At 69.4% G+C, this 11,927-nt stretch carries 15 protein-coding genes; 14 read left to right on the top strand and 1 reads right to left on the bottom strand.

The window, feature by feature from the left end; genetic code table 11:
* Nucleotides 1-199 precede the first annotated feature (199 nt).
* From ACLJQ7_RS16015 to ACLJQ7_RS15955, 13 genes are all read left to right on the top strand, one after another.
* Nucleotides 200-808: a DUF1707 domain-containing protein gene (locus ACLJQ7_RS16015; protein ID WP_410648993.1), complete on the top strand. Its 609-nt coding sequence runs from the start codon at nucleotides 200-202 to the stop codon at nucleotides 806-808.
* A gap of 83 nt (nucleotides 809-891) precedes the next feature.
* The gene (hrcA, locus tag ACLJQ7_RS16010) at nucleotides 892-1,917 is read left to right on the top strand and encodes a heat-inducible transcriptional repressor HrcA (protein ID WP_410648992.1); all 1,026 of its coding nucleotides are present in this window, start codon (nucleotides 892-894) and stop codon (nucleotides 1,915-1,917) included.
* A gap of 42 nt (nucleotides 1,918-1,959) precedes the next feature.
* Nucleotides 1,960-3,120 carry a molecular chaperone DnaJ gene (gene dnaJ, locus ACLJQ7_RS16005; RefSeq protein ID WP_410648991.1) on the top strand — a complete coding sequence of 387 codons (1,161 nt, stop codon included), beginning with the start codon at nucleotides 1,960-1,962 and terminating at the stop codon, nucleotides 3,118-3,120.
* Between the two features lie 3 nt (nucleotides 3,121-3,123).
* Nucleotides 3,124-3,876, top strand: a complete 753-nt coding sequence (locus tag ACLJQ7_RS16000) for a 16S rRNA (uracil(1498)-N(3))-methyltransferase (protein ID WP_219153593.1) — start codon at nucleotides 3,124-3,126, stop codon at nucleotides 3,874-3,876.
* A gap of 535 nt (nucleotides 3,877-4,411) precedes the next feature.
* Nucleotides 4,412-4,762 (top strand): histidine triad nucleotide-binding protein, encoded by a 351-nt coding sequence (locus ACLJQ7_RS15995; protein ID WP_410648990.1) that lies wholly within the window; start codon nucleotides 4,412-4,414, stop codon nucleotides 4,760-4,762.
* A 114-nt stretch (nucleotides 4,763-4,876) separates the two neighbouring features.
* Nucleotides 4,877-5,962, top strand: a complete 1,086-nt coding sequence (locus ACLJQ7_RS15990) for a PhoH family protein (RefSeq protein WP_410648989.1) — start codon at nucleotides 4,877-4,879, stop codon at nucleotides 5,960-5,962.
* Nucleotides 5,959-6,513: an rRNA maturation RNase YbeY gene (ybeY, locus tag ACLJQ7_RS15985; protein ID WP_125676146.1), complete on the top strand. Its 555-nt coding sequence runs from the start codon at nucleotides 5,959-5,961 to the stop codon at nucleotides 6,511-6,513. Before ACLJQ7_RS15990 ends, ybeY begins: the two co-directional genes overlap by 4 nt.
* An 11-nt stretch (nucleotides 6,514-6,524) precedes the next feature.
* Nucleotides 6,525-7,877 carry a hemolysin family protein gene (locus ACLJQ7_RS15980; protein ID WP_410648988.1) on the top strand — a complete coding sequence of 451 codons (1,353 nt, stop codon included), beginning with the start codon at nucleotides 6,525-6,527 and terminating at the stop codon, nucleotides 7,875-7,877.
* A complete protein-coding gene (locus ACLJQ7_RS15975; RefSeq protein WP_410648987.1) occupies nucleotides 7,870-8,196 on the top strand; it encodes a cytidine deaminase in 327 nt (108 codons plus the stop codon). The genes ACLJQ7_RS15980 and ACLJQ7_RS15975 overlap by 8 nt, the downstream gene beginning before the upstream one ends.
* Nucleotides 8,196-9,110, top strand: a complete 915-nt coding sequence (gene era / locus ACLJQ7_RS15970; RefSeq protein ID WP_410648986.1) for a GTPase Era — start codon at nucleotides 8,196-8,198, stop codon at nucleotides 9,108-9,110. Before ACLJQ7_RS15975 ends, era begins: the two co-directional genes overlap by 1 nt.
* A 156-nt stretch (nucleotides 9,111-9,266) precedes the next feature.
* On the top strand, nucleotides 9,267-9,602 hold the full coding sequence (locus ACLJQ7_RS15965; RefSeq protein WP_410648985.1) for a CD225/dispanin family protein: 336 nt from the start codon (nucleotides 9,267-9,269) through the stop codon (nucleotides 9,600-9,602).
* Between the two features lie 25 nt (nucleotides 9,603-9,627).
* Nucleotides 9,628-9,978 (top strand): CD225/dispanin family protein, encoded by a 351-nt coding sequence (locus tag ACLJQ7_RS15960; RefSeq protein ID WP_340685426.1) that lies wholly within the window; start codon nucleotides 9,628-9,630, stop codon nucleotides 9,976-9,978.
* On the top strand, nucleotides 9,975-10,427 hold the full coding sequence (locus ACLJQ7_RS15955) for a DUF2752 domain-containing protein (RefSeq protein WP_410648984.1): 453 nt from the start codon (nucleotides 9,975-9,977) through the stop codon (nucleotides 10,425-10,427). The genes ACLJQ7_RS15960 and ACLJQ7_RS15955 overlap by 4 nt, the downstream gene beginning before the upstream one ends.
* A 216-nt stretch (nucleotides 10,428-10,643) precedes the next feature.
* On the opposite strand, the gene ACLJQ7_RS15950 is transcribed toward ACLJQ7_RS15955, so the two are convergent.
* A complete protein-coding gene (locus ACLJQ7_RS15950) occupies nucleotides 10,644-11,153 on the bottom strand; it encodes a hypothetical protein (protein ID WP_410648983.1) in 510 nt (169 codons plus the stop codon).
* Nucleotides 11,154-11,177: 24 nt separating this feature from the next.
* Here ACLJQ7_RS15950 and ACLJQ7_RS15945 point away from each other — a divergent pair, with 24 nt between their 5' ends.
* Nucleotides 11,178-11,918: an RDD family protein gene (locus tag ACLJQ7_RS15945; protein ID WP_410648982.1), complete on the top strand. Its 741-nt coding sequence runs from the start codon at nucleotides 11,178-11,180 to the stop codon at nucleotides 11,916-11,918.
* Nucleotides 11,919-11,927 lie beyond the last annotated feature (9 nt).

Raw genomic sequence — 11,927 nt, 5'->3', positions numbered from 1 at the left:
TTCCGGCCCTTGGCGGTCAATGGCCGGAGGATCGCCGGTCGTCGAATTGTCACGGTGGGACGGCTGTTCGCGTCCGGGATTGTCAGGGGCGGCGGTTTTGTCATTCCGGTCAGAGCGGGGAAACCGAATTCACTCATGGTGGTCCGTTCGGCTGTCGCGCAATTTCCGGGATACGCCGATTCCGGCTATCGTCGCCGTCATGTCGGAACCGAAGCGGTCGGCGATGCGGGTGGCCGATTCCGATCGCGAAAACGTCGCGCAACTGCTGTACGAAGCCATGGGTGCGGGACGGATCACCGCCGGTGAACTGGAAACGAGGCTGGACGCCGTCTACGCGGCCAAGACCTTCGCGGAATTCGAGCCCGTCGTCGCGGATCTGGCTCCCGGCGGCGCGCTCGCCCTGTCCCCGGCCGGAGACGGCGAGCAAGGCGGACGGCGTTCGTTCGCCGTCATGTCCGCCACCACGCGGCGGTTCGACGGGCCGCTGCCGTCGAACCATGTCAGCCGCGCGTTCTGGGGAAGCGTGCGCCTCGATCTGCGGCAGGCCCGGATCACCGCCGGACCGTGCACGATCCGGGCGGTGGCGGTCATGGGCGGCGTCAAGATCGTCGTTCCCGAGGATTTCGCCGTCGACGTCCGGGGAATCGGCCTGATGGGCGGCTTCGGCACCGGTCGCCGGACGGGACGAGGGCGGCCCGCACCGGGTGCGCCGGTTCTGCGGGTCACGGGTTTCGCCTGGTGGGGGTCGGTGAAAGTGATCCGGAAGCCCTTGGAGTCGCCGCGGCGCTCCCGTCGCGGGCGCGGCTGACGGGCGGCGAAGAAAGTGCGGGGGCTCGCCGGGCACTCCGCCTTCCGTAAACTCGTTGTGAGGACGAGCCGAGGGAGGTGCGGGTGGCCAACGCGGAAGAGCGCCGCTTCGAAGTGCTGCGCGCGATCGTCGCCGATTACGTCTCCAACCAGGAGCCCGTCGGGTCCAAGGCGATCGTCGACAGACACAACCTCGGCGTGTCCAGCGCCACGGTGCGCAACGACATGGCGGCGCTGGAAGAAGAGGGCTACATCACACAGCCCCACACCAGCGCGGGCCGGATCCCGACCGACAAGGGATACCGCCTGTTCGTCGACCGGATCGCCGAGGTCAAACCGCTCAGCGCGGCCGAACGCCGGGCCATCACGGCCTTCCTCGACAGCGGCACCGACGTCGACGACGTCCTGCGCCGCTCCGTCCGGCTGCTCGCGCAGCTGACCAGGCAGGTCGCGGTCATCCAGTACCCGATGATGACCAACTCCGCCGTCCGCCACCTCGAAGTGGTGCCGCTCACCCCCGCGCGGCTGATGCTGGTGCTGATCACCGATTCCGGCCGCGTCGACCAGCGCACCGTCGACCTCGGCGACGTCATCACCGAGGAGAACGTCGCCAGGCTGCGCACGGTGCTCAACGGGGCACTGGCGGGCCGCCGTCTCACCGACGCCGCGGCGTCGGTCGCCGAACTGCCCGAGAAGTCGCCGGGCGAACTGCGCGACAGCCTCACCCGTGTCTGTACCGTGCTGGTGGAATCGCTGGTCGAGCACCCCGAAGAGCGGCTGGTGCTCGGCGGCACGGCCAACCTCACCCGCAACGTCTCGGACTTCCCCGGATCGCTGCGGCAGGTGCTGGAGGCGCTCGAGGAGCAGGTCATCGTGCTCAAGCTGCTGGCGGCCGCCCGCAACCCCGGTGCGATCAGCGTGCGCATCGGTGAGGAAAATGAGGACGAGCAGATGCGCAGCACCTCGGTGGTGTCCATCGGCTACGGGATGGACGACATGCTGCTGGGCGGGATGGGCGTCGTCGGGCCGACCAGGATGGACTACCCGAACACCATCGCCGCGGTGCGCGCGGTGGCGAACTACGTGGGGCAGATCCTCTCCGGCCGCTGAACGCGGCGTTGAGGTCGAAGTCAGAAGGAGAAGGCGAAGACGGTGGCGAGGGACTATTACGGCATTCTCGGGGTTGCGAAGAACGCGACGGATCAGGACATCAAGCGCGCGTACCGCAAACTGGCCCGTGAACTGCACCCCGACGTCAACCCGTCGGAGGACGCGCAGCACCGCTTCGGCGAGGTGACCACCGCGTACGAGGTGCTGTCCGACCCGCAGAAGCGCAAGGTCGTCGACCTCGGCGGCGACCCGATGGACGGCGGCGCCCGCGGCGGCGGAGACCCGTTCTCGGGCTTCGGCGGCCTCGGCGACATCATGGACGCCTTCTTCGGCGCCGCCGGAGGTGGCGGCGGCCGCGGCCGTGGCCCGCGCAGCCGCGTGCAGCCCGGCTCCGACGCGCTCATCCGCCTCGGCCTCACCCTCGAGGACTGCGCCACCGGCGTCGACCGCGAGATCACCGTCGACACCGCCATCGTCTGCGACCTGTGCCGCGGCGCCGGCGCGGCCGAAGGCACCGGCACCAAGACCTGCGACACCTGCGGCGGCGCGGGCGAGGTCCAGTCCGTCCAGCGGTCCTTCCTCGGCCAGGTCGTCACGGCCCGTCCGTGCCCGGTCTGCCGCGGCTTCGGCGAGGTCATCCCCGACCCGTGCCGCCAGTGCGGCGGCGACGGCCGGGTCCGCGCCCGCCGCAACGTCACCGCCAAGATCCCGCCGGGCGTCGGCGACGGCATGCGCATCCGCCTCTCCGGCCAGGGCGAGGTCGGCCCCGGCGGCGGCCCCGCCGGCGACCTGTACGTCGAGATCGACGAGGCACCCCACGAGGTGTTCGTCCGGCAGGGCAACGACCTGCACTGCAACTTCCGCATCCCGATGACCACCGCCGCGCTCGGCGCCACGGTGCCCATCGAGACGCTCATCGACGGCGACTACGAACTCGACATCGAGCCGGGCACCCAGCCCGCCACCGAACTCGTGCTCACCGCCAAGGGCATGCCGCGGCTGCGGTCCTCCGGCCGCGTCGACGGCCGCGGCGACCTGCACGTCCACATCGACGTCGTCGTGCCGACCAAACTCGACGACGCCCAGCGCGACCTCCTCGTCGAACTCGCCCAGCAGCGCGGCGAAGACGTCCCTTCGCTCGCCTCGAACGGCGCCAAGCCCGGCGGGCTGTTCTCCAAGCTGCGCACCAAGAACCACCGGTAACCCGTGCCAGAGACGACACTGCCGGTCTTCCTCACCGCCGCGCTGCCCGGCTCCGGGCGCACCACGCTCGACGGTGAGGAAGCCCGGCACGCCGCCACCGTCCGGCGCCTGCGCGTCGGCGAACGTCTCGTGCTCTCCGACGGCGAAGGCGGCATGGCGCGCTGCGTCGTCGAAGCCGTCCAAGCGGGCCGCGACGCGGCGCTCACCCTCGCCATCGAAGAACACTGGACCGAGGAACCGCCCGCACTGCGCGTCATCGTCGCCCAGGCGCTCGCGAAGGGCGACCGCGGCGAACTCGCCGTCGAACTCGCCACCGAAGCCGGCGCCGACGCCATCGTCCCCTGGCGCGCCGCGCGCAGCGTCGCCCGCTGGGAAGAAGGAACCCGTGGCGACAAAGCCCTCACCCGCTGGCGCACCACCGCCCGCGCCGCCGCCAAACAAGCCCGCCGCGCCCACGTCCCCGAAGTCGCCGAACCCGTCACCACCCGCGAACTCGCCGAACTCGCCCAGACCGTTTCCCGCGCACTGGTCCTCGAATCCGGTATCACCACCCGCCTCACCGAGATCGAACTCCCGGCGCAAGGCGACATCCTCCTCGTCGTCGGCCCCGAAGGCGGCATCACCGACGAAGAACTGAGTACCCTCACCGACGCCGGCGCGACCGCCATTCGGTTGGGCCCCACCGTTTTGCGCACCTCCACCGCCGCCGCCGTGGCACTTGGCGCGCTAGGGGTTCTCACGGAACGCTGGAAGTGAAAAAACACCCCACCAATTTGCGGCGAGTTATGGCGCGATCACGCAAACAGCCGTTACTCTCGTTAACTGAAGCGCAACACACGGTTTCGGTGCGCCACTAGGGATGAAGCCCAGTCGCGCGCGTGAATCCCCGCCGGGCACCTCCCCCTCGGTCCGGCGGAGCCGCGGCGGCGGTGGAGCGACCCCCAGGCTCCACCGCGCCGCGGCATCTTCATTTCGGGGGCTTCGCAAGTCGCTTCGCTTCTTGCTGCGCCCCGAAATTCGGGATGCCGCGGCGCGGTTCCGCGTGTTGACCCGGGGGGCCGAGCCCCCCGGACCCCCCACGGTGCGGTCGGCGGGGGTTGGCGGGCGGGGCGGCTAAGCAGAGCGAAGCGTGCGTAGCCGGTGGAGGTGACCGGCATGGGGCCTGGCGGCCCTCGCCTGGTGAGGTGAACGGGCGTCGAGCGGGGTGCTCCTGTGGCAGCGCGTGGTCTGTGGCGAGCGTGGCGAACGGACGTCGGGCCGGGCTGGGCTGGGTGGGGGATAGGGTGGGGGGATGAGTGACGCGGAGACGTTGTTCGAGCGGATCATCGCGGGTGAGATCCCGTCCGACAAGGTGTACGAGGACGCGACGACGTATGCGTTCCGGGACATAGCGCCGCAGGCCCGGGTGCATGTGCTCGTGGTGCCGAAGAAGCGGTATCGCAATCTGGCCGAGTTGGCCTCGGGCGACCCGCAACTCCTCGCCGACGTGGCCTCGACGGCCAAGAAGGTCGCGGAGATCGAGGGGATCGCCGAGTCCGGTTACCGGGTGGTGTTCAACACCGACGGTGACGCCGGGCAGACCGTCTTCCACGTGCACGCGCACGTGCTCGGCGGCGAGCAGCTGGGGCATTTCGGGCGCTGAGGCGCGCGCCCCGCGGAAACCGGACTGCGTGCCGACACCCGCAACCAGTAATATCGAACTTGTCACTGTCGTTGAAAATCGCAGCGTAAGCGCAGGAAGTAGGCCCGAGGCCACGTGGCCGGAACCGTACCGGGTGAAGCCGCCCGACCCGACGTTCCCGCGGACGTCACCCCGACGAAGACCGACGAGGCCGCGATCACCGAGGCGGCCCAGTCCCGATTCCCCATCCCCGACGCCGCCGCGCTCAGCCTGCTCGGCTCGAGGGACGAAAACCTGCGCGTCGCCGAGGAGCTCCTCGCCGCCGACGTCCACGTCCGGGGCAACGAGGTCACCCTGACCGGCGCCCCCGCCGACGTCGCCTTCGCGGAGCGTGTCTTCGCCGAACTCGTGACGCTCGCCGGCCGCGGCCAGCAGGTCGACCCGGCCACCGTCCGCCGCACCGTCGGCATGCTCTCCACCGGTGACCACGAGTCACCGGCCGAAGTGCTGAGCATGAACATCATCTCCCGGCGCGGCAAGACGATCCGGCCCAAGACGCTCAACCAGAAGCGCTACGTCGACGCCATCGACAAGCACACGATCGTCTTCGGCATCGGCCCCGCCGGTACCGGCAAGACGTATCTCGCCATGGCGAAGGCCGTCCAGGCACTGCAGGCGAAGCAGGTCACGCGCATCGTGCTGACCCGCCCGGCGGTCGAAGCCGGTGAGCGCCTCGGCTACCTGCCGGGCACGCTCAACGAGAAGATCGACCCGTACCTGCGCCCGCTCTACGACGCGCTGCACGACATGGTCGAGCCCGAGTCGATCCCGCGGCTGATGCAGGCGGGCACCATCGAGATCGCGCCGCTGGCGTACATGCGCGGCCGCACCCTCAACGACGCCTTCATCATCCTCGACGAAGCGCAGAACACCACGCCGGAACAGATGAAGATGTTCCTCACCCGGCTCGGGTTCGGCGCGAAGATCGTCGTCACCGGCGACGTCACGCAGGTCGACCTCCCCACCGGCCAGAAGAGCGGCCTGCGGGTGGTCCGCGACATCCTCGAAGGTGTCGAGGACCTGCACTTCGCGCAGCTCACCAGCCAGGACGTGGTGCGGCACAAGCTGGTCGGCGACATCGTCGACGCGTACGAGAAGTGGCAGGCGCTGCAGGACAGCCAGGACAAGAGCAACGGCTGGAAAGGGCAGCGCCGTTCATGAGCATCGAGATCGCCAATGAATCGGGCGTGAACGTCGACGAGACCTCGATCGTGTCGGCCGCCCGCTTCGCGCTCGACAAGATGGAGGTCAGCCCGCTCGCCGAGCTGTCCATCCTGCTCGTCACCCTCGAGGTGATGGAGGACCTGCACGAGCGGTGGATGGACCTGCCAGGTCCCACCGACGTGATGGCCTTCCCGATGGACGAGCTTGACTCGTCTCGCCGCCCCGACGCGCCGGACGCCTCGCCCGCGCTGCTCGGCGATATCGTGCTGTGCCCGGCGTTCGCGAAGGACCAGGCCAAGACGGCGGGTCACTCGCTGATCGACGAGCTGCACCTGCTCACCACGCACGGCGTACTGCACCTGCTCGGCTACGACCATGCCGAACCGGCCGAGGAACGCGAGATGTTCGGCCTGCAGAAGCGGATCCTCGGCGAGTTCCAGGCGGCCGTGGCCGCGCTCAACAAGCGCGACGCGCAGCGTTCCGCGGACGACAGGCTCCTCGGAACCGCCGGTCTCGACGCCGTGCCCGCCGACGAACCGCCGGCCTAGGCGGCGCCGGAATGGGTAGTCCCGCGGCCCTGCTGGTCATCGCCATCGCGCTGATCCTGCTCGCCGGGGTGTTCGCGGCCGCCGACGCGGCGGTCAGCACGGTCTCCAAGGCCCGCGCCGACGGTCTCGTCCGGCTCGGGCGTCCCGGCGCGCGCCAGCTCGCGCTGGTCATCGCCGAACGCCGCCGTCATATCAACCTGATCCTGCTGCTGCGGATGACCTGCGAGCTGACCGCCACCGTGCTGGTCACCGTCGACGTCCTGGGCTGGGTTCAGCCGCTGTGGCTCGCCGTGGTCGTCGCCGCCGGGGTGATGGTCGTGGTGAGCTACGTGCTCATCGGGGTCGGGCCGCGCACCCTCGGCCGCCAGCACCCGTACCGGATCGGCCTGGTCGTCGCGGGTCCCGTCCGCGTCCTCGGGTCGATCCTCGGCCCGCTCAGCAGGCTGCTGATCGTCCTCGGCAACGCCATCACCCCCGGCCGCGGCTTCCGCGAAGGCCCGTTCACCTCCGAAGTCGAACTGCGCGAACTGGTCGACCTCGCCCAGGAACGCGGCGTCGTCGAGGAATCCGAACGCGAGATGATCCACTCGGTGTTCGAGCTCGGTGACACCGTCGCGCGCGAGGTCATGGTGCCGCGGACGGAGATCGTCTGGATCGAGCACGACAAGAGCGTGCGCCAGGCGCTCGCGCTGGCCCTGCGGACCGGGTTCACCCGGCTGCCGGTGATCGGCGACTCCGTCGACGACGTGGTGGGCGTGGTCAACATCAAGGACCTCATGCCCGCGTACATGGCCGAGGGCGGCTCGCAGCGCCAGGTCGGGGAGCTGATGAACCCGGCGAGTTTCGTGCCGGACTCGAAGCGGCTCGACGACCTGCTCAAGGAGATGCAGGTCTCCCACAACCACATGGCGATCGCCGTCGACGAGTACGGCGGCACCGCCGGCCTGCTCACCATCGAGGACGTCCTCGAGGAGATCGTCGGCGAGATCACCGACGAATCCGACACCGACGAACGTCCCGAGGTCGAAGAACTCGAAAACGGCGCGGTCCGCGTCTCGTCCCGGCTCTCGATCGACGACCTGGGCGAACTGTTCGGGATCGACCTCGAAGACCACGACGTGGAGACCGTGGGCGGGCTGCTCGCCGAGCGACTGGGTAGGGTCCCGCTGCCGGGGGCCGAAGCCGAGGTCGCCGGACTTCGGCTGTTCGCCGAAGGCGGTAAGGACCGGCGCGGGCGGATGCGGATCACCACGGTGGTCGTCCACCCCGCCGACGCGGACGCGGTGACCGACCCTGCCCAGGGCAGGCGCCGGACCCGGGTCCCGCAGCCCGATGAAAGTGACAGGAGTGTCGAACATGCCTGAGCTGGACGCCGAGGACCAGAAGCTGGTGACCCTGGCCAGGTCCGCGCGAGCCCGCACCCAGGCCGCCGAGGGCGCCGCGCTCCGCGACACCGACGGCCGCACCTACGCGGCGAGCACGGTCGACCAGCCGTCGTTCAAGCTCACCGCGCTGCAAGCCGCCGTCGCCGCCGCCGTTTCGAGCGGAGCCGAAGGAATCGAGGCCGCCGTCGTCGTCAGCGATGACGCCCTCCTGAACGGCGCCTCCCTCCAGGCGGTGCGGGACATCGCCGAAGACGCCCCGGTCCATCTCGCGGATCCCAGCGGCAAGGTGCTGAGCTGATGGCCGAGCCGCATCGTTCCGGTTTCGCCTGTTTCGTCGGACGGCCCAACGCGGGCAAGTCGACGCTGACCAACGCGCTCGTCGGCAGCAAGGTGGCGATCACCTCCAGCAAACCGCAGACGACCCGCCACGCCATCCGCGGCATCGTCCACCGCGAAGACGCCCAGCTGGTGATCATCGACACGCCGGGGCTGCACCGGCCGCGGACCCTGCTCGGCGAGCGGCTCAACGACATCGTCCACTCGACCTGGTCCGAAGTGGACGTTGTCGGGCTTTGCGTGCCCGCCAACGAAAAAATCGGTCCCGGTGACCGGTACATCGCCGCCGAACTCAAGAAGATCGCGCAGCGCCGAAATGGTTCGGGGACGCCCGTCGTCGGGATCGTCACCAAGACGGATCTCGTGAAGCCGGAGCAGGTCGCCGAGCAGTTGCTCGCCCTGCAGGAGGTCATGGAGTTCGCCGAGCTGATCCCGGTGTCCGCTGTGGACGGTTTCCAGGTCGGCGCGCTCTCGGATCTGCTGGTGCGGCACCTTCCCGAGGGCCCGCAGCTGTACCCGGGCGGCGAACTCACCGACGAACCCGAGCAGACCCTGGTCGCCGAGCTGATCCGCGAGGCCGCGCTGGAGGGTGTCCGGGACGAACTCCCGCATTCGATCGCCGTCACCGTCGAGGAAATGCTGCCCCACGAGGGCAGGGACGACATGATCGACGTGCACGCGTTTCTCTATGTGGAACGACCGAGCCAGAAGGGCATCATCCTCGGGCACAAGGGTGAGCGCCTCAAGGACGTCGGCGCCCGCGCCCGGCAGCAGATCGAGGGCCTCCTCGGCTCGAAGGTCTACCTCGACCTGCACATCAAGGTCGCCAAGGAGTGGCAGCGCGACCCCCGTCAGTTGCGTCGGCTGGGCTTCTGACTGAACGGAATGTCTCGATTCGGTCGCGGAGACCGGTTGATGATGTGGAACCGGACGGGTGACCTTAGAGTCTCAACCCTTGACTCCGGTGATCGCTGATCGGGCGGCGCGCCCGGGTCGTAGTTCGACATCTCATTCGTGAAGGGAAAGCGGTAAATGACCGACAACCAGGGCCTGCCCAACTACTCCGGCGACCCTCAGGGCGGTGGAGGCTCGCACAACCCCGGCCCGCCGCCCAACAACAACCTGGTGTGGGCCATCCTCACCACGATCCTGTGCTGCCTGCCCTTCGGTATCGTCGCCATCGTCAAGGCGAACCAGGTAAACACCCTCTGGGCACAGGGCCAGCCCGCCGCGGCGCAGGAAGCGGCGAACGCCGCCAAGAAGTGGTCGATCATCGCCGCCATCGTCGGTGTCGTGGTCGCCATCCTCTACGTTGTTCTCGTCGTCGCCCTGGGTGTGTTCTCGGCCGACATGAACAACTACCGCTGATCGAGGCGATCGAGGGGGAGACCTCATGACCGACCAGTACCCGAACTACCCGCCCCCGGGCGGGCCACCGCCGCAGCAGCCGTATTACGGCGGCGTGCCGAACTACGGTCCCCCGCCGGACAACAACCTGGTGTGGGCCATTCTCTGCACGGTGTTGTGCTGCTTGCCGCTGGGTATCGTCGCGATCGTGAAGTCGAGCCAGGTGCAGACGTTGTGGTCGCAGGGCTTCCACGCCGAAGCCCAGAAGGCCGCCGACGACGCGAAGAAGTGGTCCATGTGGGGAGCGATCTCCACCGGCGTTCTCTTCCTGCTGTACATCATCTTCATCGTGGTGATGGTCATCATCGGCGCGTCGGCGGGAAGCTTCACGCCGTGACGACGTCCGTCTACACGGGATTCCCGGCGCGCGGGTTCAAGGCAAAGGCCCGCGCGCTGGGGCCACCCCTGGCCATCGCGGCCGGCGCGGGGCTCGGTTGCGTCGTTCTCTGGCTGGGTGATCCCACCACTCCGGGCGGGCCGCTTCCGGTCTGTCCCACCAAGACCTTGCTGGGCATCGCCTGTCCGGGCTGTGGCGGCATGCGCATGGTCTACAGCGCGCTGCACGGGGACATCCCCGCCGCGCTGCACTACAACGCGGTGTCCTTTGTGGTCGTTCTGCTGCTCGTCTGGAGCACCGTCGCCTGGGCGGTCGGAAGACTTCGCGGCCGCGCGGTGAACAGCTGGCTGCACTGGCGCTGGACGCCGCTCGCGTTCGGTGTCGTGTTCGTCGTCTGGTTCGTCATCCGTAACCTGCCCTTCGCCCCGTTCACCTCGCTCTACGTGTGAGTGCCGGGCCGAGGCCCGGATCGTCGGTGGTACCGAGTACGCTCCCGCGCACCGGTCTGCTCGGTGTGTACATTCAGCCCGGGTCGCCGCACGAGGCCAGTGCGCCAGGGGCGAGGAACCAGCGAGGGGATTTCGATGACCACTCCCTACGGCCAGCAGCCGCCGGGACAGCAGCCGCCGCCCGGGTCCGGGCCCCCGCCGGGGGACGGGCAGCAGTCACCGCAGGCGCAGCAGCCGTTCGGACAGCAGCCGTCGGGAGAACAGCCCTCGCCGTTCGGGCAGCAGCCCCAGCAGTCGCAGCAAGGTGGCCGGCCTTCGCCCTTCGGGCAGCAGGCGCCGCAGCAGGGTGACCAGTCTTCGCCGTTCGGGCAGCAGGCGCCGCAGCAGGGTGACCAGTCTTCGCCCTTCGGGCAGCAGGCGCCGCAGCAGGGTGACCAGTCTTCGTCCTTCGGCCAGCAGGCGCCCGGTGAGCAGGGTTCGCCGTTCGGGCAGCAGCAGTCTGGCCAGCCTTCGCCCTTCGGGCAGCAAGCGCCCACCGAGCAGGCGTCGCCCTTCGGGCAACAGCAGCAGTTTCCGTTCGGGCAGCAGCAGTCGCAGCCGTTCGGCGCGCAGCCGCAGTCCCCGTTCGGCCAGCAGCCGGGCCAGGCTTCGCCGTTCGGGCAGCCGGGCCAGGCCTCGCCGTTCGGTCAGGCCACCCAGTTCGGCCCGCGGACCGACTACGCCCACTGGGGCCTGCGCGCGGCTGGGTCGTTGATCGACTTCGCGCCGATCGTCGTGCTCCCGATCATCGGCAGCATCATCGCCACGACCTCGTCCTCGGTCATCGGCGGCATCATCGCCGGGATCGGTTATCTCGCGGGTTTCGCCTGGACCGTCTACAACCGGTGGATCAAGATGGGCACCACCGGCCAGTCGCTCGGCAAGAAGATCGTGAAGATCAAGCTGGTCCGCGAAAGCGATGGGCAGCCGATCGGCCCGCTGATGGCCTTCGTCCGGGATCTGTGCCACAACCTGGACGGCTGGGTCTGCGGTCTCGGTTACCTCTGGCCGCTGTGGGACGAGAAGAAGCAGACGTTCGCCGACAAGATCCTCAGCACCGTCGTCGTGCCGGGCGAAGCCGCCCCCGCGCCCGTGTCGGCGCCCTTCGGCCAGTCACCGGGATTCCCCGAGCCGCCGCAGCCGGCTTCGTCGTCGTTCCCCGCGCCGCCCTCGCCGTTCGGCCAGCAGCAGTCGCAGCCGTTCGGGCAGCAGCCGTCCCAGCCGTTCGGCCACCAGCCGCAGGGAACCGCGGCGCCGTCCGCGGAGTCCCAGCCTGGACCGGCCCTGGGCGAGGCCGAGCCCACGCAGGTCCTTCGCCCGGGGCAGCAGCCTCAGCAGGCGCCGTCCGGGTTCGACGAAGCCGAGCCGACGCAGAAGATCACCCCGGAGCAGCTGAGGCAGCAGTTGCCCGGAGCGGATGGGCCGAACGGGCCCGGAACACCGCAGCAGTAAGGAACGACC

It is taken from the genome of Amycolatopsis sp. cmx-4-54 (assembly GCF_046548895.1).
Classification (GTDB): domain Bacteria; phylum Actinomycetota; class Actinomycetes; order Mycobacteriales; family Pseudonocardiaceae; genus Amycolatopsis.
Note: the sequence above shows the minus strand (reverse complement) of the source record. Positions and strands in the feature narration are given on the sequence as shown.

Coding starts and splice junctions, on each gene's coding strand:
- ACLJQ7_RS16015 (WP_410648993.1), top strand. CDS start 200: ATGTCGGAACCGAAGCGGTCGGCGATGCGGGTGGCCGATTCCGATCGC.
- ACLJQ7_RS15995 (WP_410648990.1), top strand. CDS start 4,412: ATGAGTGACGCGGAGACGTTGTTCGAGCGGATCATCGCGGGTGAGATC.
- ybeY (WP_125676146.1), top strand. CDS start 5,959: ATGAGCATCGAGATCGCCAATGAATCGGGCGTGAACGTCGACGAGACC.
- ACLJQ7_RS15980 (WP_410648988.1), top strand. CDS start 6,525: ATGGGTAGTCCCGCGGCCCTGCTGGTCATCGCCATCGCGCTGATCCTG.
- ACLJQ7_RS15975 (WP_410648987.1), top strand. CDS start 7,870: ATGCCTGAGCTGGACGCCGAGGACCAGAAGCTGGTGACCCTGGCCAGG.
- era (WP_410648986.1), top strand. CDS start 8,196: ATGGCCGAGCCGCATCGTTCCGGTTTCGCCTGTTTCGTCGGACGGCCC.
- ACLJQ7_RS15965 (WP_410648985.1), top strand. CDS start 9,267: ATGACCGACAACCAGGGCCTGCCCAACTACTCCGGCGACCCTCAGGGC.
- ACLJQ7_RS15960 (WP_340685426.1), top strand. CDS start 9,628: ATGACCGACCAGTACCCGAACTACCCGCCCCCGGGCGGGCCACCGCCG.